The 19029-nt window shown below is 71.4% G+C and carries 19 protein-coding genes; 9 read left to right on the forward strand and 10 right to left on the reverse strand.

What is annotated here, in order from left to right:
- Positions 1 to 69 precede the first annotated feature (69 nt).
- Both ABZ915_RS11545 and ABZ915_RS11550 read right to left on the reverse strand, forming a co-directional pair.
- Positions 70 to 915 carry a glutamate ABC transporter substrate-binding protein gene (locus ABZ915_RS11545; RefSeq protein WP_361799613.1) on the reverse strand — a complete coding sequence of 282 codons (846 nt, stop codon included), beginning with the start codon at positions 913 to 915 and terminating at the stop codon, positions 70 to 72.
- A gap of 79 nt (positions 916 to 994) precedes the next feature.
- Positions 995 to 1771, reverse strand: a complete 777-nt coding sequence (locus ABZ915_RS11550) for an amino acid ABC transporter ATP-binding protein (protein ID WP_361799616.1) — start codon at positions 1769 to 1771, stop codon at positions 995 to 997.
- Positions 1772 to 2067: 296 nt separating this feature from the next.
- Here ABZ915_RS11550 and ABZ915_RS11555 point away from each other — a divergent pair, with 296 nt between their 5' ends.
- Positions 2068 to 2754, forward strand: a complete 687-nt coding sequence (locus ABZ915_RS11555) for a response regulator transcription factor (RefSeq protein ID WP_361799619.1) — start codon at positions 2068 to 2070, stop codon at positions 2752 to 2754.
- Positions 2755 to 2763: 9 nt separating this feature from the next.
- Positions 2764 to 4176: a HAMP domain-containing sensor histidine kinase gene (locus tag ABZ915_RS11560; RefSeq protein ID WP_361799622.1), complete on the forward strand. Its 1413-nt coding sequence runs from the start codon at positions 2764 to 2766 to the stop codon at positions 4174 to 4176.
- Between the two features lie 14 nt (positions 4177 to 4190).
- On the opposite strand, the gene ABZ915_RS11565 is transcribed toward ABZ915_RS11560, so the two are convergent.
- Positions 4191 to 5189: a TAXI family TRAP transporter solute-binding subunit gene (locus tag ABZ915_RS11565; RefSeq protein ID WP_361799625.1), complete on the reverse strand. Its 999-nt coding sequence runs from the start codon at positions 5187 to 5189 to the stop codon at positions 4191 to 4193.
- Positions 5190 to 5276: 87 nt separating this feature from the next.
- Between ABZ915_RS11565 and ABZ915_RS11570 the strand changes: the two genes are divergently transcribed.
- Entirely contained in the window at positions 5277 to 5681 is a 405-nt protein-coding gene (locus tag ABZ915_RS11570; protein WP_361799628.1) for a MazG nucleotide pyrophosphohydrolase domain-containing protein, read from the forward strand.
- A gap of 30 nt (positions 5682 to 5711) precedes the next feature.
- Here the strand turns inward: ABZ915_RS11570 and ABZ915_RS11575 are convergent, their stop codons facing one another.
- The 5 genes from ABZ915_RS11575 to ABZ915_RS11595 form a co-directional block, all read right to left on the reverse strand.
- Positions 5712 to 7712 carry a protein kinase gene (locus ABZ915_RS11575; protein WP_361799631.1) on the reverse strand — a complete coding sequence of 667 codons (2001 nt, stop codon included), beginning with the start codon at positions 7710 to 7712 and terminating at the stop codon, positions 5712 to 5714.
- Between the two features lie 77 nt (positions 7713 to 7789).
- Entirely contained in the window at positions 7790 to 9088 is a 1299-nt protein-coding gene (locus ABZ915_RS11580) for an FAD-dependent oxidoreductase (protein WP_361799634.1), read from the reverse strand.
- Positions 9085 to 9879, reverse strand: coding sequence for an amino acid ABC transporter ATP-binding protein (locus tag ABZ915_RS11585; protein WP_361799637.1), 795 nt, complete (start codon positions 9877 to 9879; stop codon positions 9085 to 9087). Before ABZ915_RS11585 ends, ABZ915_RS11580 begins: the two co-directional genes overlap by 4 nt.
- Complete coding sequence (locus ABZ915_RS11590; RefSeq protein WP_361799640.1) at positions 9876 to 10631, reverse strand: amino acid ABC transporter permease; 756 nt, start codon at positions 10629 to 10631, stop codon at positions 9876 to 9878. Before ABZ915_RS11590 ends, ABZ915_RS11585 begins: the two co-directional genes overlap by 4 nt.
- 9 nt (positions 10632 to 10640) lie before the next feature.
- Positions 10641 to 11573 (reverse strand): transporter substrate-binding domain-containing protein, encoded by a 933-nt coding sequence (locus ABZ915_RS11595; RefSeq protein ID WP_361800967.1) that lies wholly within the window; start codon positions 11571 to 11573, stop codon positions 10641 to 10643.
- Between the two features lie 202 nt (positions 11574 to 11775).
- Here ABZ915_RS11595 and ABZ915_RS11600 point away from each other — a divergent pair, with 202 nt between their 5' ends.
- From ABZ915_RS11600 to ABZ915_RS11610, 3 genes are read left to right on the forward strand one after another with little or no spacing between them, the layout of a single operon-like run.
- Entirely contained in the window at positions 11776 to 13014 is a 1239-nt protein-coding gene (locus ABZ915_RS11600; RefSeq protein ID WP_361799643.1) for a sugar diacid recognition domain-containing protein, read from the forward strand.
- A 3-nt stretch (positions 13015 to 13017) separates the two neighbouring features.
- The gene (gene miaB / locus ABZ915_RS11605) at positions 13018 to 14544 is read left to right on the forward strand and encodes a tRNA (N6-isopentenyl adenosine(37)-C2)-methylthiotransferase MiaB (protein ID WP_361799646.1); all 1527 of its coding nucleotides are present in this window, start codon (positions 13018 to 13020) and stop codon (positions 14542 to 14544) included.
- Between the two features lie 29 nt (positions 14545 to 14573).
- The gene (locus ABZ915_RS11610; protein WP_361799649.1) at positions 14574 to 15287 is read left to right on the forward strand and encodes a class III extradiol dioxygenase subunit B-like domain-containing protein; all 714 of its coding nucleotides are present in this window, start codon (positions 14574 to 14576) and stop codon (positions 15285 to 15287) included.
- A gap of 145 nt (positions 15288 to 15432) precedes the next feature.
- On the opposite strand, the gene ABZ915_RS11615 is transcribed toward ABZ915_RS11610, so the two are convergent.
- Together ABZ915_RS11615 and ABZ915_RS11620 are read right to left on the reverse strand one after the other, a co-directional pair.
- The gene (locus ABZ915_RS11615; protein ID WP_361799652.1) at positions 15433 to 15714 is read right to left on the reverse strand and encodes an antitoxin; all 282 of its coding nucleotides are present in this window, start codon (positions 15712 to 15714) and stop codon (positions 15433 to 15435) included.
- A 25-nt stretch (positions 15715 to 15739) separates the two neighbouring features.
- Positions 15740 to 16057 carry a hypothetical protein gene (locus ABZ915_RS11620; protein ID WP_361799655.1) on the reverse strand — a complete coding sequence of 106 codons (318 nt, stop codon included), beginning with the start codon at positions 16055 to 16057 and terminating at the stop codon, positions 15740 to 15742.
- A gap of 181 nt (positions 16058 to 16238) precedes the next feature.
- Between ABZ915_RS11620 and miaA the strand changes: the two genes are divergently transcribed.
- The 3 genes from miaA to dapF all read left to right on the forward strand — a co-directional run bounded on the left by miaA (position 16239) and on the right by dapF (position 18808).
- Complete coding sequence (miaA, locus tag ABZ915_RS11625; protein ID WP_361799658.1) at positions 16239 to 17177, forward strand: tRNA (adenosine(37)-N6)-dimethylallyltransferase MiaA; 939 nt, start codon at positions 16239 to 16241, stop codon at positions 17175 to 17177.
- Between the two features lie 108 nt (positions 17178 to 17285).
- Positions 17286 to 17789: a hypothetical protein gene (locus ABZ915_RS11630; protein ID WP_361800970.1), complete on the forward strand. Its 504-nt coding sequence runs from the start codon at positions 17286 to 17288 to the stop codon at positions 17787 to 17789.
- A gap of 149 nt (positions 17790 to 17938) precedes the next feature.
- Positions 17939 to 18808 (forward strand): diaminopimelate epimerase, encoded by an 870-nt coding sequence (dapF, locus tag ABZ915_RS11635; RefSeq protein WP_361799661.1) that lies wholly within the window; start codon positions 17939 to 17941, stop codon positions 18806 to 18808.
- The last annotated feature ends 221 nt before the right edge of the window (positions 18809 to 19029 follow it).

The raw sequence follows: 19029 nt of genomic DNA on the forward strand, positions 1-19029 counted from the left end.
TCCCGCGCTTCCGCGTGTAGGGATGCCCCCGGTGCGCCGTCGCCGGACGGCGCACCGGCGGGCACTGCCTCAGCTCTTGACGTCGCCGATCTTCGGGGCGGGCTCGTTCTTGTAGCCGGCCGGACCGAAGTTCTTGTCCACGGCCTTCTGCCAGGAACCGTCGGAGACCATCGACTCCAGCGCCTTGTTGATCTTGGCCTTGAGGTCGCTGCCCTTCTTGACGCCGATGCCGTAGTTCTCGTTGGTCATCTTGAGACCGCCGAGCTTGAACTTGCCCTTGAACTGCGCCTGGGAGGCGTAACCGGCGAGGATCGAGTCGTCGGTGGTCAGGGCGTCGATGGCCTTGTTCTGCAGACCGGTGAGGCACGCGGAGTAGGTCGGGTACTGCTGGAGCTGCGCCTTGGGGGCCAGCTTGTCGTGGACGTTCTGCGCCGACGTGGAGCCGGTCACGGAACAGAGCTTCTTCTTGTTCAGGTCCGAGGGCGACTTGATGCTGTTGTCGTCCGCGCGGACCAGCACGTCCTGGTGGGCGAGCAGGTACGGGCCGGCGAAGTCGACCAGCTTCTGGCGCTCCGGCGTGATCGAGTAGGAGGCGGCGATGAAGTCGACGTCACCGCGCTTGAGCATCGTCTCGCGGTCGGCGCTCTTCGACTCCTTCCACTCGATCTGGTCCGCGTTGTAGCCGAGCTTCTTGGCCACGTACGTCGCCACGTCCACGTCGAAGCCCGAGTAGCCCTGAGGGGTCTTCTGGCCGATACCGGGCTGGTCGTACTTGATGCCGATGGCGATCTTGTTGCCGCCACCGCTGCCGGAGGAGCCGCTCTCCTTGTCCTTCTTGTTCTCGCCGCACGCCGTGGCGGCCATGGCGAGGGCGAGCACGACGGCCGAGGCGGCGGTGACCTTGCGGAGCTTCATGGTGAACATCCTTCGTGTGGTGAGGAGATGCGGGCCCTCGGCCCGGGTGAACACAGAGCGTGAGGCGCGCCGCGAGCCGTCAGTGGTGCAGGATCTTCGACAGGAAGTCCTTGGCCCGGTCACTGCGCGGATTGCTGAAGAACTGGTCGGGCGCAGCCTGTTCGACAATGCGGCCGTCCGCCATGAAGACCACTCGGTTTGCAGCCGATCGTGCGAAACCCATCTCATGGGTGACGACGACCATCGTCATGCCCTCCCGGGCGAGCTGCTGCATGACCTCGAGGACCTCGTTGATCATCTCGGGGTCGAGGGCCGAGGTCGGCTCGTCGAAGAGCATGACCTTCGGGCCCATCGCCAGCGCTCGGGCGATGGCCACGCGCTGCTGCTGGCCGCCGGAGAGCTGCGCGGGGTACTTGTCGGCCTGGGTGCCCACACCGACCCGGTCGAGCAGGGCGCGGGCCTTGTCCTCGGCCTGCTTCTTGTCGGTCTTGCGGACCTTGATCTGGCCCAGCATCACGTTCTCCAGCACGGTCTTGTGTGCGAAGAGGTTGAAGGACTGGAAGACCATCCCGACGTCCGCCCGCAACCGCGCCAGCTCCTTGCCCTCCAGGGGAAGGGGCTTGCCGTCGATCGTGATGGTGCCCGAGTCGATGGTCTCCAGCCGGTTGATGGTGCGGCACAGGGTGGACTTGCCGGACCCGGAGGGCCCGATGACCACGACGACCTCGCCGCGGGTGATCGTCAGATCGATGTCCTGGAGCACGTGCAACGCGCCGAAGTGCTTGTTGACGCTCTTCAGGACGACCAGTTCGCCGGTCGCGGCCACGTCTTCCTTGGCCACCGATACTTCGGTCATCGCTTTCAGGCTCCGTCCTCCTCGGTTTCGGAGGACAGTAGTGAGGCCGAATGACCTGCGTCATTACATCTGAGGGGAATCTGAGCATCACGATCCGATAGCAATCGGACACGTGTCGTAGCAGTTGCGACGGGTGTGCGTATCGGCCGGGTAACGGAAGTCGCGGGCAACCGGAACCCTCTTGACGCCGTAGTCGTCCATCAGCGTGACTGCCTTGGTGCACGCGCGCGTGCACGCGATGTTCTACGGATTTCTACAACCAGAGACTACGACCGTTCGAACCGGAGGGGGCCGGGATGAGACTGCTGCTCGTCGAGGACGACAACCATGTCGCCGCAGCTCTGTCCGCGGTCCTCAAGCGGCACGGGTTCGACGTCACCCACGCGCGCAGCGGCGAGGAGGCCCTCCAGGCCCTCGTCCCGGAAGGCGACGGCTTCGGCGTCGTCCTGCTCGACCTGGGCCTGCCGGACCAGGACGGTTACGAGGTCTGCGGCAAGATCCGCAAGCGCACCAGCACCCCGGTGATCATGGTCACCGCCCGCTCCGACGTCCGCTCCCGCATCCACGGCCTCAATCTCGGCGCCGACGACTACGTGGTGAAGCCGTACGACACCGGGGAACTGCTCGCCCGGATCCACGCCGTCAGCCGGCGCACCGCCCACGAGGAAGCCGGGCCGGACGGCGAGAGCGTGCTGCGACTCGGTGCCGTACACATCGAGCTGCCCACCCGCCAGGTCAGCGTGGACGGTTCGGTCGTCCAACTGACCCGCAAGGAGTTCGATCTCCTCGCCCTGCTCGCCCAGCGCCCCGGAGTGGTCTTCCGCCGGGAACAGATCATCAGCGAGGTGTGGCAGACGAGCTGGGAGGGCACGGGACGCACCCTGGAAGTGCACGTCGCCTCCCTGCGCGCCAAGTTGCGCATGCCCGCGCTGATCGAGACCGTACGCGGCGTCGGCTACCGCCTCGTCGCCCCGGCCGCCTAGCGGGGACGGGTGCGCACCAGGCTCCTCCCGCTGCTCATCGTGCTGATGGCGGCCGTACTGCTGGCCCTCGGCTTCCCGCTCGCCGTCAGTGTGGCGGCGGCCCAGCAGCAGCGCGTGGTCGTCGACCGGATCGACGACACGGCCCGCTTCGCGGCGCTCGCCCAGTTCGTCACCGACGGGGCCGGCGGATCCAGCCCCACGGGCGTCGACGAGCGCACCGAGACCCTGCGCCGCGAACTCGCCAGCTACTACGGCGTCTACGGCATTCGCGCGGGCGTCTTCTACCGCAACGGCTCGGCGATGGCCAACGCGCCCGACGACTGGATTCTGCCCGACCAGGGTGTGATGCGGGACGCCTTCCAGGAGGCCCTGCTCAGCCGGCGCAGCCACGACCCGAGGCAGGTGTGGCCCTGGCAGCGCACGCGTCTCGTCGTCGCCTCGCCGGTGATCCGGGACGGCGACGTCGTGGCGGTGGTGGTCACCGACTCGCCCACCGGTGCGATGCGCTCACGGATCCTGCACGGCTGGCTGCTCATCGGCGCGGGCGAGATCGCCGCGATGCTGCTGGCCGTCGGCGCCGCGCTGCGGCTGACCGGCTGGGTGCTCCTGCCCGTACGGGTCCTCGACGCCACCACCCACGACATCGCCACGGGACGCCTGAAGTCCCGCGTCGCGGTGGCCGGCGGCCCGCCGGAACTCAGGCGGCTGGCCCGGTCGTTCAACGAGATGGCGGACAACGTCGAGGACGTGCTGGAGCAGCAGCGCGCCTTCGTCGCCGACGCCTCGCACCAGTTGCGCAACCCGCTCGCGGCGCTGCTGCTGCGCATCGAACTGCTCGCCCTCGAACTGCCCGAGGACAACGAGGAGATCGCCTCGGTCCGGACCGAGGGCAAGCGTCTCGCGCAGGTCCTCGACGACCTGCTCGACCTGGCGCTGGCCGAGCACGCCGAGGCGGACGTCCGGCTCACCGACATCGGCCAGCTGGCCGCCGAGCGAGTGGCCGCCTGGGCGCCGGCCGCCGAGGTCAAGGCCGTCCGGCTGGCCGGCGACTGTCCGCCCGCCACCGGCTGGGCCGATCCGATCGCGCTGTCCAGCGCGCTGGACGCCGTGATCGACAACGCGGTGAAGTTCACCCCCGAGGGAGGCAAGGTCGAGGTGGCCGTCTCCTCCAACGGCGAGACCTCGACGGTCGTCGTCACCGACACCGGCCCCGGCCTCACCGACGAGGAACTCGCCCGGGTCGGCGACCGCTTCTGGCGCAGCGGCCGCCATCAGAACGTCAAGGGCTCGGGCCTGGGCCTGTCCATCAGCCGCGCCCTGCTCACGGCGTCCGGCGGCTCCATCACGTACGCCCACCACGAGCAGCAGGGACTGCGGGTGACGGTCACGGTGCCGAGGAACGGACCCGCGCACCGGGGCTGATCCGAACGACACCGCTAGGGCTTCACCGACCGGTAGTAGCGGCGCGCGCCCTCGTGCAGGGCGAGGGGGTCGGTGTAGATCGCTGTCCGCAGGTCGACGAGCTGGGCGGAGTGGACGTGGGCGCCTATGCCGTCACGGCTCTTGATCACGATGCGGGTGATCCATTCGGTGAGCCGGGGATCCATGTCCTTGCGGGTCATCAGCAGGTTGGACACCGCGATGGTGGGGACGGTGGAGCTCTGCCGCAGGGAGGGATAGGCCGACTGGGGCATGTTGGTCGTCCGGTAGTAGCGGGCGACGTCCCCCTCGGCGTGCAGCCTGGTGACCACCCCGCCGTCGATCGGAATGAACCGGAAGGGGAACTTCCTGGCGAGCTCGACCAGGCCGTTGGTGGGCAGCCCGCCCGACCAGAAGAACGCGTCGATCTTGTCGTGCCGCAGCCGGCCGGGGCCGGTGTCGATGCCGTCGGACATCGGGGTGATGTCCTTGTCGGGGTCGATCCCCGCGGCCTTGAGGACCCGGTCGGCGATCAGCCGGACACCCGAGTTGGGCAGCCCGATCGCCACCCGCTTGTGCCGCAGGTCCGTAACCGTCGTGATGTCCGAGTCGCGCGGCACGATCAGCTGCACGTAGTCGTCGTAGAGCCGCGCCACACCGCGCAACTGCCCGGCGCCACTGCGGTGCTCCAGCTCGTACGTCTCCACCGCGTCGGCCGCCGCGATGGTGAAGTCGGCCTTCCCCGTGGCCACGCGCCGCACATTCTGCTGTGAACCGGCGCTCTCCAGCAGCTTCACCTTCAGCCCCGGCATGTCCTTGCGGAACTCCTTGCGCAGCCGGTCGCCGTACTCCTGGTAGACACCCCGGGACCCCCCGGTGCTGAAGGTGATCGTCCCGCTCGGCGGGTTCTCGCCCAGGGGCAGCAGCCACCACAGCAGCAGCCCGAAGACCACGAAGCCGGCCGCCGCGCCCTGGAGGGCCCGGCGCCTGCTGATACGGGGGAACACCTTGGACATGCGCGCGATCCTGCCAGCCGCCCGCGGTCCTGACCAGCGCGGGGCGAGCGACGGGGGACTGTCAGTGGTGGCCGTTAGAGTCGCCACATGAGTTCTTCGCCCGCCGACCTCGTCCGTGAGTTCCACCGCGCCTTCGGCCTCGACGCCCGCACCGCGCCGGCCGAGGTGGCACCCGAGCTGGCCGCGCACCGCGGGGAACTGCTCGCCGAGGAGGCCGCGGAGGTCGCCGAGGTGTCGGTCACCGGCCCGCTCGACCGGCTCGCGCACGAACTGGCCGACGTGGTCTACGTGGCGTACGGCACGGCCCTGGTGCACGGGGTCGACCTCGACCAGGTGATCGCCGAGATCCACCGCGCCAACATGAGCAAGCTGGGTCCCGACGGACAGATAGCCCGCCGCGCCGACGGCAAGGTCCTCAAGGGCGAGCACTACCGGGCGCCGGACGTGTCGGCCGTCCTGCGCCGCCAGGGGTGGGCCCCCGACGGCGCCTGACCGACACGAGGCCGCGCCCGGTCCGTGGCCTCAGGCCGCGTCGCGCCACACCTTCACGTCCAGGGTCGCGTACGTCGTCCCGGACGAGCCCCGGTACGTCACCAGCCCCACGTGCCCCGTCCCGCTGATGACGCACATCTGCTGGCCGACGGCCAGGTCCTTGACCCAGATGTAGCTCTTGTAGCCGGTCGCGGCCTTGCACGCGTCGAGGCCGCCCTGCCGTCCCGCGGGCAGCAGCGCGAGGGAGCTGCCGGAGTCGGTGCCGGGGGCGAGGACCGCGCCCGAGGAGTAGACGGCGTACGTCAGATCCTCGTCGGAGGTCCCGGTGTCCGCCTTGGACCGCACGGGGGAGTCCGCCAGGTACAGGTCGTGGCTCGCGGTCATCCGGATCCCGGAGTACGCGGTCGCGACAGGGGCCTTCGAGGCCGCGGGCTCGCCGGTCGCGGCAGTCGGGGGAGCCGAGGTCGCGGTCCGTGTGGGCGTCGCGGGCCCCGAAGGGCTGGGCGGCGGAGCGGACTTGGTGGGCTTCGGCTTCTTCGAGGCCCGGGTGGACGGGGAGCCGGACGCCGACGGCGACGCCTCGGTGGCGGTTGCCGTGGCCGACCGGGACGTGCCCGCCTCCTGCACCCGGCCGTCGCTCTTGTCGCCCTCCCGTGGGGCGAACGCCAGTGCGACGGTCGCCCCACCGGCGATGAGGGCGACGGCGACCGCCGACAGCATCCAGACCCGGGCCCGGCGGCCCTTTCCGCCCGTGGGTCCGGAAGAGGTCTGCGGGGCGGTCTGCGCGAAGGCCGCCTCTTGCGACTGCGCCCAGGGGGACGGCGCGTACGGATTCGGTGCGGCTCCTGGCTGCGTCGCGAAGGGCACGTGCGGCACGGCGGGGGACGGCGAGGTGGGGGAGTAGGCCGCGGCGGGGCCGTAACCACCCGGGCCGCTCACGGCACCGTAACCGCCGGGACTGCCCGCGGGTCCGAAACCGCCGGAACCCGCAGGCCCGAATTCCCCCGGACTCACGGGCCCCGCACCGGCGGAGGCCTGCGCGCCCTCAGCCGCTCCCGCTCCCGCCGCCGTTCCAGGCCCGGCCCCCACGCCCGCCCGGCCCTGATCAGCGCCTTCCACCCGAGCCGCGATCCCCGCCGCCAGTTCGCCCGGCAGCCACGCCCCGGACGCGAGCCGCGCGTCGTCACCGCGGTCGGCCTGGATCGTCTGGACGGCGCGGATGACCTCCTCCACGGAAGGCCGCTCGGCGGCGGGCTTGCGCAGGCACCGCGCCACCAACTCCCGTATCTCCTCGGGCACACGGCTGAGGTCGGGCTCCTCGTGCACCACCCGATAGAGCACCGCGTGCGGATCCCCGTCCCCGAAGGCGCCGGCACCCGTCGCCGCGAACACTGCGGTCTGCCCCAGGGCGAACACGTCGGCGGAGGCGGCGGCGACCCCGCCGAGCACCTGCTCCGGCGCCATGTAGGCGACCGTGCCGAAGGTGGCGCCGCTCTGTGTCACCGACGTGGCGTCCGCGGCCCGCGCGACACCGAAGTCGATGACCCGCGGGCCGTCGGCGGCGAGCAGCACGTTCGACGGCTTGAGGTCACGGTGCACGATGTCCTCGCGGTGCACCGCCTGCAACGCCTCCGCGACACCGGCGATCAGCCGCAGCACCGTGCCGACGGGCAGCGGCCCGTGGTCGCGGACCGCGTCGGCGAGGGACGGCCCCGGCACATAGGCGGTCGCGCACCACGGCACGGCTCCCTCCGTGTCGCTGTCCACGACCGGAGCCGTATAGAGCCCGTGCACCCGGCTCGCCGCCGCCACCTCGGCCCGGAACCGCTTGCGGAACTCGGCGTTCTCGGCCAGCTCCGGCCGGATCACCTTGACCGCGACGGCCCGCCCGCCCGGCGTGTGCGAGAGGTACACCCGCCCCATCCCGCCGGACCCGAGCCGCGCCATCAGCCGGTACCCGCCGATGACCCGCGGATCACCGTCCTCCAGCGGCTCGAAACTCCCCGTATCGGCCCCGCCCTCGCTCAACACGCCTCACTCCAGCCCGAGATCCGCTCAGTGGCCCCATTGCATCACGCGTCTCTCGGGCCCGTTGCCGGAGTGGCGGCTCAGTGGCGCAGCCGGTCGAAGCGGAAGGGCGTGAGGACTTCCGGGCGGCGGCCGGTGAGGACGTACTCGGTGAGCCTGTGGCCGGTGACGGGGCCGAGCGTGACGCCGAGCATGCCGTGGCCGGTCGCCGCGAAGGCGTTGTCGTGTCCCGGCACACGGTCGATCACCGGGAGCCCGTCGGGCAGGAAGGGCCGCCCTCCGACCCATGGGTCGCGGATCAGGCCCACCAGATCGTCCGGGTCGTCGAACCAGCGGCCCAGGTAGTGGCGGCTGGCCAGGGCCACGGCGACGACACGGCGCCAGTCGAGGCGGTTGTTGTTGCCGCTCAGCTCCATCGTGCCGCCGATCCTCGTGGTGTTGCCGATCGGCGAGGCGACGGCACGGCGTTCGCCGAAGTACAGGGTGTGCCGGGGCGCCGGGTCCAGGTCCACGGAGAAGCTGTAGCCCTTGCCCGCCTGGAGGGGAAGCGGCTGCCCGAGCAGGTCCAGCAGGTCGGGGGAGCGCATGCCGGCCGCGATGACGACGGCCGCGCAGGGGAGCTCGCCCTGGGTGGTGCGCAGCGCCGTGACGCGCCCCCCGGCGACGCGGAATCCGGTGACCTCCGCGTGCTCGTGGATCTTCACGCCCGAGGCGGCGAGCGCATCGCCGAGTCCGTGGGCGAACGCCTCGGGATCCACCACGCCTTCCCCTTCGACGAGATACGCGGCCCGCACACGGGGCGACAGGGCGTCGTCCAGCAGCCGGGCGTCATCCCCCGTGGTCACGTCGTCGGGGAGCCGGTAGCGGCCGTCCGCCATCTCCCGCTGGACGGCGAGGTGATGACGGGCCTCGGCCGGCGACAGGAAGGCGTGCACCATGCCGGGTCGGGCCAGGGTCGTCTCCACCCCGGCCTCGCGCAGCCCCTCGAAGAGGCCGAAGGTGTCGCGGTTCAGCTCGGCGATCGCCGTGTAGCCACGCCGGAAGGCGGCCGGTGTACTGCTGCGCCAGAACCGCCACAGCCACCGTACGAACGCCGGATCGGGCAGGGGCCGCAGATACAGCGGTGAGTCGGGGCGGCCCAGCGACCGGAGCGCGTAGCGGACCACGCCCGGCGCGGGGACGGGCGTGGAATGGCTCAGGCAGACCCACCCGGCGTTGCCCCGCGACACCCCCGAGCCCAGGTCCCGTCGCTCCACGACCTCGACCGGCGCACCGGCCGCGGCCAGGTAGTACGCCGTGCACAGGCCCACGACGCCGCCGCCGACCACCACGACCGGGCCGTCGCCGAGCCCGCCGGCCGCGCCGGGCGCAGCGCTCATGAGGCGGATCCGTACGAGGCGAGGAACTCCCGGGTCCGTGCGTGGGCGGGGTGGTCGAGCACGTCCTCGGGCCGGCCCGCCTCCACGATCCGGCCGCCGTCGACGAACACGACGTGGTCGGACACCTCGCGGGCGAAGGGCAGTTCATGGGTCACCAGCAGCATCGTCATTCCCTCCGCGGCCAGTTCCCGCATCACGCTCAGCACCTCCCGGGTGGCCTCCGGGTCCAGGGAGGACGTTGGTTCGTCGAAGAGCAGGACCGCGGGCTTGAGCGCCAGCGCCCGGGCGATGGCCACGCGCTGCTGTTCGCCGCCGGAGAGCTGATCGGGCTGGGCGAGCCCGCGGTGGGCCACGCCGACCCGGCGCAGCAGCGCGACGGCCGTCTCCAGCGCCTGCTGCTGCGGGACACCGGCCTTGCGCTGGGCCAGGACGATGTTCTCCACGGCCGTGAGGTGCGGGAAGAGGTTGAAGCGCTGGAAGACCATGCCGACGCTGCGGCGCAGCCGGGGCAGGTCGCGGCAGACCGTCCGGCCGCCCTGGTGCACTACTTCGCCGGCCACCTCGACCGTGCCCCGGTCAGGGCGTTCCAGCAGGTTGACGCAGCGCATCAGGGTGGTCTTGCCGCCGCCGCTCTGTCCGATGACGCTCACGATACGGCCGCGGTCGACCTCCAGGCTCACGTCGTCGAGGACCAGGCGGCCGTCGAAGGACTTGCCGAGCCCCTCGATCCGCACGACGGCCTCGGTACGGGCGGGTGGCAGGGTCTTCGCCGTGGTGACGGGCTCGGTCATGCCGTCACCTCCTTCCGTTCGGCTGCCCCGCCGAGATCGGCGGCGAGCAGCGCACGAGCCGCACGCACCCGGCGCCGTCGCCAGGGGGACAGCGGGACACCCGCCCGTACCTTCCGCTCCAGCAGCAGAAGGAGCTGGGAGAGCGGGTAGCACAGGGCGAAGTAGACGGCGGAGATGACCAGGTACACCTCCAGCGCGCGGAAAGTCGCCGAGGTGATGAGCCGCCCCTCCGACATCAGCTCGGCGGCGGAGATCGTCACGAGCAGCGAGGTGGACTTGAGCAGGTCGACCAGCATGGTGTTGGTGCCGGGCAGGGCCTGCCGGACGGCCTGCGGCAGGATCACGTGGGTGAAGATCCCGGCCCTGCCCAGGCCCAGGGCCTCGCCCGCCTCGGTCTGCCCTGTGTGCACTCCGCTGATCGCGGACCGGAAGATCTCGGACAGGTAGGCGGCGTAGAAGACGACGAGGCTCAGGCAGCCGGCCGTGAACACGTCCAGCCGGATCCCGGCCGAGGCCAGGCCGAAGTAGGTCAGGAAGATGATGGCCAGCAGCGGGACGTTCTTGAAGACCTCGGTGTAGACGGCGGCCAGCGCCCGTGCCGGCCAGGCCCTGCTCAGCCGGAGCAGCGCCACGGCCAGTCCGAGGACGACCGCGCCGGTGAAGCCGGCCGCCGTGTAGGACACGGTGCGTCCCAGGGCCTGCCAGAGCTCGTACTTGTAGTCGGACCAGGGGACTTGGAAGAGACCGGACATGTCATCCCCTCACTGTCCGATGGACGGCGGCGTCCAGTCCTGCGGCCGGTCCACGCCGCGCCGCGCGGCGGCGACGTCGGCGGAGGGCTTGAGGAACTGCTCGGGATCGCCGCCGTACTTCTCGACGAGCTTCGCCATCTCGCCGTTCTTGTACATGGCGTCGATCTGCGCGGAGATCGCGCTCTCCAGCTTCGTCGCCTTCTTCGGGAGGTAGAAGCCGGTCTGGTACGGCTGGAAGTACTGGTAGGCGGGCTTGGCCTTGACCTCGGCAGCGGTCGGCGGTGTCAGGTACTCCGTGGTCATCTTCAGGTCCGGGCGCTGCTTCTGCGCCGCGATGATGATGAGCGGGTCGAGGAAGCCGACGTCGACGCGGCCCGCGCCGAGATCGTCGAAGACCCCGTTGGCGTCCGGGTAGGCGTGCAGCTTGGCGCCGGGCACGGACTGGATGGACTTGACCCAGACGTAGCCCTCGACCGTGCCCAGGTTCAGGCCCTTCAGGTCGTCGACCGTCTTGTACGTCTTCCCGTCGCGGACGGCCATCGCCGGGGGCGAGTAGTAGGGCGGGTCGGTGAACAGGCCCTGTTTCTGCCGGTCGGCGGACCAGGCGACGCCGCCTATGGTGATGTCCACGCGGCGGGCCTGCACCCCGGCGAGCATGCCGGCGAAGTCGGTGACCTGTGGCTTGATCTGAAGGCCCAGCTTCTTGGCGACGTAGCCGAGGATGTCGCCGTCGAGGCCGACGATCTTCCCGCCCTGGACGCTGGTGTAGGGCGCGTACGGCTGGACGGCCACCTTGATGACGCCGGGCGTGAGCGTGCCCAGCGCCGCGGTCTTCGCGGAGACGTTCTTGGGGGCGTCGTCGCCGCCCGAACCGCAGGCGGCGACCGTGGACATCATGAGCGTGGCGGACAGGGCCAGGACGAGTGAGCGCACACGGAGCATCGGCACGGGCCTTCCGTATCGGTACTGGAGGACCCCGCCGTTCACCGGGCTGTGTCCCCGGCGGGGATGTGATTGGGCCCATACGCTAGGCATCGCGCTGCCACGCGTCACCGTTCGCTTCGTACGAATGTGTGGCTGGAATCGCTCGATCCCCTGTACGGTCCGTCCAAGCCCAGCCCGCCCTTCGACGGGAGGACCGCTTGTGCTGAGCCCGTCACTCGCCCAGGAGATCGCCGGGGACACCACCGCCGTCATCGGCTTCAACGTGCTCATCACCGATGCCGAGGGCGTGGTCATCGGCAGCGGCGACAGCAGCCGGGTCGGCTCGTTCCACGAGGCGTCCGTCGAGGTCATCCGCACCAAGGAGCCCGCCACGCACACCGCGTCGCAGGCTCAGCTGCTGCGGGGAGTACGCCCCGGCGTCACCCTGCCCCTGGTCGCGGGCGGTCAGGCGGTGGGGACCGTGGGCATCACCGGCACACCCGCGCACGTGCGCCGCTTCGGACTGCTGGTCAAGCGCCAGACGGAGATCCTGCTGCGGGAATCCGTGATGCTGCGGTCCCGCCTGCTCGCCGAGCGGGCCGCCGAGAAGCTGCTCACCGACATCGGCTCGTACGATCCGCAGGTCATCGAGGACGACACCCTTGTGTTCCGGGCCGCCGAACTCGGCTTCGACCTGAGACTGCGCCGGGTCGCGGTGGCCTTCGAGGTGACCGCGCCCTACACGGCGGCCCGCCGCCAGGGCACCCCGCACCGGGACATGGCGCTGGTCCGCTCCGAACTGCTCCGCACGGTCCGTGAGGTCTTCGCCGACCCCCAGGACATCGTCGCCGCCACGGCTCTGGGATGGATCGGCGTGCTGCACCGCTTCCCGGACCGGCGTCCGATGGACTCCCTGACGGTCGACTGCCGGCGCGTCATCGACGCCGTCCGCGCCCAGGACGGCCTCGCCGCCCGCGCCGGGATCGGCGAGCCGGCCGCTTCCGTCGGCGGTCTGCACGACTCCTACCAGGACGCGTGCGAGGCGCTCCGCCTCGGCTCCCGCCGGTCGGACGGCTCCTGCGTCCATCCGATCGACGGGCTGCGGGTCCACCAGATCCTGGCGGCGGTGAGCCAGTCCGCCCGGCATCGCCTGCTCGAGTCCACCGCGGCGGACCTGCGCGCCCAGCCGGACTGGCCGGCCCTCCGCGAAACGATCACCGCCTGGTGCGAGAGCGGCTTCACCCTCGTACGGGCCGCGACCGCCCTGCACGTCCACCGCAACACAGTCGTCTACCGGATGAACAAGATCGAGCAGCTCACCGGCCGCCCACTGCGCGACCACCGCACCACCACCGCCCTCTACCTCGCCTGCCTGGCGGACCAACTGGGCAGCGGCACCCACCCCGGCACGGCAGGGCCACGCCCGGCTCGGGGCACGTCCGGGACCGCCTACCCTTGAGGAATGACCAGCAGCAGCGACCGGAGCCCCGCGGTGGACGTCCCCTCATCCAAGACGTACGAAGTGCGCACCTACGGGTGCCAGATGAACGTCCACGACTCCGAGCGATTGTCCGGGCTGCTCGAAGAGGCCGGGTACGTGCGCGCGCCCGAGGGATCCGACGGGGACGCCGACGTCGTGGTCTTCAACACGTGCGCGGTCCGGGAGAACGCCGACAACCGGCTCTACGGCAACCTGGGCCGGCTCGCGCCGAAGAAGTCGCAGCGCCCCGGGATGCAGATCGCGGTCGGCGGATGTCTGGCGCAGAAGGACCGGGACACCATCGTGAAGAAGGCGCCCTGGGTGGACGTCGTCTTCGGCACGCACAACATCGGCAAGCTGCCGGTCCTGCTGGAACGCGCGCGCGTGCAGGAGGAGGCGCAGGTCGAGATCGCCGAGTCGCTGGAGGCCTTCCCCTCCACGCTGCCGACCCGGCGCGAGAGCGCGTACGCGGCCTGGGTGTCGATCTCCGTGGGCTGCAACAACACCTGCACCTTCTGCATCGTCCCGGCGCTGCGCGGCAAGGAGAAGGACCGCCGTCCCGGCGACATCCTCGCCGAGGTCGAGGCCCTGGTCGCCGAGGGCGTCTCCGAGATCACGCTGCTCGGGCAGAACGTCAACGCCTACGGCTCCGACATCGGCGACCGCGAGGCCTTCAGCAAGCTGCTGCGGGCCTGCGGCGCGATCGAGGGCCTGGAGCGCGTGCGCTTCACGTCCCCGCACCCGCGCGACTTCACCGACGACGTCATCGCCGCCATGGCCGAGACCCCGAACGTGATGCCGCAGCTGCACATGCCGCTCCAGTCCGGTTCGGACACCGTCCTGAAGGCGATGCGCCGGTCGTACCGGCAGGAGCGCTACCTCGGGATCATCGAGAAGGTACGCGCCGCCATCCCGCACGCCGCGATCACCACCGACATCATCGTGGGCTTCCCCGGCGAGACCGAGGAGGACTTCGAGCAGACCCTGCACGCGGTGCGCGAGGCACGGTTCACGCAGGCGTTCACCTTCCAGTACTCCAAGCGGCCCGGCACGCCCGCCGCGACCATGGACGACCAGATCCCCAAGGAGGTCGTCCAGGCGCGCTACGAGCGTCTCGTCGCCCTCCAGGAGGAGATCTCCTGGGCGGAGAACAAGAAGCAGGTCGGCCGCACCCTGGAGCTGATGGTCGCCGAGGGCGAGGGCCGCAAGGACGGCGCCACCCACCGGCTGTCCGGCCGCGCCCCGGACAACCGGCTGGTCCACTTCACCAAGCCGGAGCAGGAGGTGCGCCCCGGCGACGTGGTCACGGTCGAGGTGACGTACGCCGCCCCGCACCACCTCCTCGCCGAGGGCCCCGTCCTCGCCGTGCGTCCCACGCGCGCGGGCGACGCCTGGGAGAAGCGCAACGCCGCGGAGGCCGCCAAGCCGGCGGGTGTGCTGCTCGGGCTGCCGAAGATCGGCGTACCGGCACCGCTGCCCGTCGCCGCGAGCGGTTGCGGCTGCGACTGAGGCCCGGACCCGGCGTTACCCTGCCGGTCATGCTTGTCGCCGCCGCACTCTGCCCCTGTCCGCCGCTGCTCGTGCCGCAGGTCGCCGCGGGAGCCGCACCCGAGCTGGACGCGGCGCGTGCCGCGTGCGCGGACGCGCTCGGTGTGCTCGCCGCCGCCCGCACCGACCTGCTGGTAGTGGTCGGGCCCGCCGAGCAGAGCGGGCGCGGACCGCACCCGCAGGGCACCCCGGGGTCCTTCCGCGGCTTCGGCGTGGACCTCGACGTACGGCTCGGTCCCGGCCAGGGAACGGCGTACGACCGTACGCTGCCGCCGTCGCTCGCCGTCGCCGGCTGGCTGCTGGAGCGCACGCGCTGGGCGGACGCGCCGATCGAGGGACTGGGCGTGGGGGAGCCCCTGGCGCCCGAGCGGTGTGTCGAGGCGGGCAGGGAGATCGGCGCGCGGCGGGAGCGGGTGGGGCTGCTGGTGATGGGCGACGCGAGCGCCTGCCGCACGGTCAAAGCACCGGGCTACCTCGACGAACGTGCCGCGCCCTTCGACGCCGGGGTCGCGCGGGCACTGGGGTCGGCGGACGTGGCGGCGCTGAAGGCGCTGGATCCCGGCCTGGCGTACGAGCTGAAGGCGTCGGGCCGCGCCCCTTGGCAGGTCCTGGCGGGCGCGGCCGAGAACGCGGGTCTGACGGGAACGCTGCTGTACGAGGACGCGCCGTACGGCGTGGGGTACATGGTCGCGGCCTGGTCCTAGCGGGCCGGCCTCGGCGGACCGGTGGGTGGCGCGAACGCCGGGCGGCGCGAACGGTGGGTGGCGCGAACGGTGGGTGGCGCGAACGGCGGACGGCCGGGAGCCGTCCCGCTCTGCGGCCGTCCGCCGATCGATGGGTCGCTGCCGCTCAGGAAACCGGCGGCGGCACGTCCGGTCCCGTGCCGGGCCCGTCATCGGTCGCCTCGGTGCCGCCCTTGTGCGCGAACCGGTCCATGGCGCCCTTGGCCTTCCCGGTACCGGCGTGGATCTTGTCGCTGTACTTGCCCTTGGTCCGCTCGTCCACGGCCTTCGCGGCCCTGTCGATGCCGTGCTCGATCTTGTCGATCGTGTCCCCGTGCTGCTGCGCGAAGTGCGACATCCTGTCCTTGGCCGGGGCGAGCCTGCTCTTCAGATTGTGCAAGAGACCCATTGATCCACCTTCCCTCGCGGGGCGGTCACGTACGGGCGCCGTCACCGGCCTCGTTGTCGGCGGCCTCCTCGGCGGACTGCTGCTTCGGGATCTCGGTGGCCTCGGCCGCGGCCGCCCGGCCGGTCTCCCCGCCGTCCGAGGACGCAGCCTCCGCCGCCGTCGGCCCGATCTCGGTAGCCCCGCTCTGGGACGACACAGTCGACGCAGCCGTCGCCGACGCCGTCGCCTCCTCCGGTGATTCCTCCGTCTCGGGCCCGCCCGACTCCGCACCGGTCAGCGGCTCGGTGGCCGACGCCTCATCCGTCGCCTTCGACCTCCGCAAAAGTCGCGCAAAAACACCCATATCCACTCCATACGTTACTCGTGCGGGCGAATCCCGCGAAGCCCGGTGCGCCCGTTTGCGCGACCCGGCTCACCGCCTCCGGAAGCGGGCGGCAGGTACCTCGCAACGGGCAACGACCCCGGACCCGGGTCGTCACGTAACTCGTTCGAGGCACGGCCGGGAGGTTTGCGAGACTGGTGCGGTGAGCAGTGCATCCCCCGCCCCCCGCGTCATCGCCGTCGTCGGACCCACCGCGGCCGGAAAGTCCGATCTGGGCGTCTTCCTGTCCCGGCAGCTCGGCGGCGAGGTCGTCAACGCCGACTCCATGCAGCTCTACCGAGGGATGGACATCGGCACCGCCAAACTGACGCCCGAGGAACGTGACGGCGTCCCGCATCATCTACTGGACATCTGGGACATCACCGTCACGGCGTCCGTCGCCGAGTATCAGAAGCTGGCCCGCGCCCGCATCGACGCGCTGCTCGCCGAGGGGCGCTGGCCCATCCTGGTCGGCGGCTCCGGCCTGTACATCCGGGGAGCGGTCGACAACCTCGAGTTCCCCGGCACCGACCCCGAGGTCCGAGCCCGCCTGGAGGACGAGCTCGCGCTGCGCGGCTCCGGGGCGCTGCACGCGCGGCTGGCCGCCGCCGATCCCGAGGCCGCGCGCGCGATCCTGCCCGGCAACGGCCGCCGAATCGTCCGGGCCCTGGAGGTGATCGAGATCACCGGCCAGCCCTTCACCGCCAACCTCCCCGGTCACGACTCCGTCTACGACACCATCCAGATCGGTGTGGACGTGGCCCGCCCCGAGCTCGACGAGCGCATCGCGCGCCGGGTCGACCGCATGTGGGAGGCGGGGCTCGTGGACGAAGTGCGCGCACTGGAGGCGCGGGGCCTGCGCCAGGGGCGTACGGCGTCGCGCGCGCTCGGCTACCAGCAGATCCTCGCGGCGCTCGCCGGGGAGTGCACCGAGGAGGAGGCCCGGGCCGAGACCGTACGCGCCACCAAACGCTTCGCGCGCCGCCAGGATTCATGGTTCAGGCGCGATCCCCGGGTGCAGTGGTTGAGTGGGGCAGTGGCGGACCGCAAGGAACTTCCGCAGCTCGCCCTGGCGTTGGTCGAACGACCGGTCACAGCCTGATCACGTCATGGCATCGGGATGCGCCGCCGGTCATCTCGGCCTCCGGCGCCGTGCCATCATCGAGCTTCGATCGACCAAGTGGAGTCCTAGTTGGGAGGGCGCGTGGCGATGGAGGCCGGCCCTCGCGACACCGCACGAAGCACCGAGTACGTCACCACCGACGGCGGCGAACCGGAACAGGGCGAGGACCGACTCAGCCCCGACGGACCGGACGAGACGCCGGACGGTGTGACCGACGACGGCCCCGAGCCCGAGGAGATGTTCGCGGGCGGCCCGGAGGTCGAGGTCGAGCTGCGCCCGCAGCGCAGGCTGCGCATCTGGCAGCTCGCCCCCATCGTGGGCCTGGCCGCGGGCGGCTCCCTGATGTTCGCCTTCCCGCTGGCCTTCGACTTCGGCGACAGCGGCGCCGTCATCGCCATGCTGGGCCTGCTGATCTGCTCCTGCGCCGCGGGCTGGGGCATGATGGCCGCGCGCCGCGTCGGCTACACCTGGCCGGGCCTGCCGGCGCGAGGCTCGGACCGCCGCGCCGACTGGCGGGTCGTGCTCGGGTACGTGCTGCTGGTGGCCGTGGTGGCGGTTCTCGCCGTGTGGCGCGTGGCAAGGCTGCGCTGAGGCGCCCCTGACAGGGGCGCCGGTCCGGTATCGGCATGCGGCTCCGCCGAGTGGGCGCGACCGGCCACAGACGGCCGGCACTGTTCCTCCCGGCCCGCACCGTCCCACCGGCCCCCGGCGGAGCGCTCCCGCTCCCGTACGATCGAGGAATGAGCACGCGGATCGCCTTCCTCAAGGGTCACGGCACGGAGAACGACTTCGTGATCGTCCCGGACCCCGAGAACGTCATCGGCCTGACCCCGGCCGCCGTGGCCGCCCTGTGCGACCGCCGCGCCGGCATCGGCGGCGACGGCGTGCTGCACGTCGTGCGGTCCGCCGCCCACCCGGAGGCCAGGGACATGGCTGGCGAGGCGGAGTGGTTCATGGACTACCGCAACGGCGACGGCTCGATCGCGGAGATGTGCGGCAACGGAGTCCGGGTGTTCGCGCGCTACCTCCAGCACGCCGGGCACGTGGCCGAAGGGGACACCGCGATCGCCACGCGCGGGGGCGTGAAGAGCGTCCACATCGCCAAGGACGGGGACGTCACCGTCGGCATGGGCAGCGCGCGCCTGCCCGAGGGGGACGTCACGGTGAGCGTCGGCGAGCGCAGCTGGCCCGCGCGCAACGTGAACATGGGCAACCCGCACGCGGTCGCCTTCGTCGACGACCTCGCGCACGCCGGTGACCTGTTCGCGCCGCCGCCCTTCAGCCCTGCCGCCGCCTACCCGGACGGGGTGAACGTCGAGTTCGTGGTCGACCGCGGCCCCCGCCACGTCGCGATGCGCGTGCACGAGCGCGGTTCCGGCGAGACCCGCTCCTGCGGCACCGGCGCCTGCGCCGTCGCCGTGGCGGCCGCGCGCCGGGACGGCGCCGACCCGTCCGTCACCGGCACCCGGGCGACCTACACGGTCGACGTACCCGGCGGGCGACTGGTGATCACCGAGCGACCGGACGGCCAGATCGAGATGACCGGACCCGCCGTGATCGTCGCCGAGGGTGAGATCGACGCCGAATGGCTGGAAAACGCGGTCCGTTGACCATATGAACCGTGGCCCCGGTCGGCCCCGGACATCCGAATCACGCCTTCCGACGGCCGGTTCGATGCGAAACGACGGCAGGCCGACGACCACGTGGCGCAAAACCGTAAACCTCTCAGCCGTCGCACGAATGGGTGATCCGTTTCACGCTCGGCGAGAGGCGGTCAGTCGGGCGTGGTGGGCTCGGTAGCATCAAGCACCGGCACGGACGGGGGAACGTA

Origin of the sequence: Streptomyces sp. NPDC046915 (assembly GCF_040644935.1) — a bacterium.
Lineage (GTDB): Bacteria > Actinomycetota > Actinomycetes > Streptomycetales > Streptomycetaceae > Streptomyces.

Excerpts from the sequence above, each read along its gene's own strand:
- ABZ915_RS11545 (WP_361799613.1), bottom strand. The coding sequence starts at position 915 with ATGAAGCTCCGCAAGGTCACCGCCGCCTCGGCCGTCGTGCTCGCCCTC.
- ABZ915_RS11550 (WP_361799616.1), bottom strand. The coding sequence starts at position 1,771 with ATGACCGAAGTATCGGTGGCCAAGGAAGACGTGGCCGCGACCGGCGAA.
- ABZ915_RS11555 (WP_361799619.1), top strand. The coding sequence starts at position 2,068 with ATGAGACTGCTGCTCGTCGAGGACGACAACCATGTCGCCGCAGCTCTG.
- ABZ915_RS11565 (WP_361799625.1), bottom strand. The coding sequence starts at position 5,189 with ATGTCCAAGGTGTTCCCCCGTATCAGCAGGCGCCGGGCCCTCCAGGGC.
- ABZ915_RS11570 (WP_361799628.1), top strand. The coding sequence starts at position 5,277 with ATGAGTTCTTCGCCCGCCGACCTCGTCCGTGAGTTCCACCGCGCCTTC.
- ABZ915_RS11580 (WP_361799634.1), bottom strand. The coding sequence starts at position 9,088 with ATGAGCGCTGCGCCCGGCGCGGCCGGCGGGCTCGGCGACGGCCCGGTC.
- ABZ915_RS11585 (WP_361799637.1), bottom strand. The coding sequence starts at position 9,879 with ATGACCGAGCCCGTCACCACGGCGAAGACCCTGCCACCCGCCCGTACC.
- ABZ915_RS11590 (WP_361799640.1), bottom strand. The coding sequence starts at position 10,631 with ATGTCCGGTCTCTTCCAAGTCCCCTGGTCCGACTACAAGTACGAGCTC.
- ABZ915_RS11595 (WP_361800967.1), bottom strand. The coding sequence starts at position 11,573 with ATGCTCCGTGTGCGCTCACTCGTCCTGGCCCTGTCCGCCACGCTCATG.
- miaB (WP_361799646.1), top strand. The coding sequence starts at position 13,018 with ATGACCAGCAGCAGCGACCGGAGCCCCGCGGTGGACGTCCCCTCATCC.
- ABZ915_RS11610 (WP_361799649.1), top strand. The coding sequence starts at position 14,574 with ATGCTTGTCGCCGCCGCACTCTGCCCCTGTCCGCCGCTGCTCGTGCCG.
- ABZ915_RS11615 (WP_361799652.1), bottom strand. The coding sequence starts at position 15,714 with ATGGGTCTCTTGCACAATCTGAAGAGCAGGCTCGCCCCGGCCAAGGAC.
- ABZ915_RS11620 (WP_361799655.1), bottom strand. The coding sequence starts at position 16,057 with ATGGGTGTTTTTGCGCGACTTTTGCGGAGGTCGAAGGCGACGGATGAG.
- ABZ915_RS11630 (WP_361800970.1), top strand. The coding sequence starts at position 17,286 with ATGGAGGCCGGCCCTCGCGACACCGCACGAAGCACCGAGTACGTCACC.
- dapF (WP_361799661.1), top strand. The coding sequence starts at position 17,939 with ATGAGCACGCGGATCGCCTTCCTCAAGGGTCACGGCACGGAGAACGAC.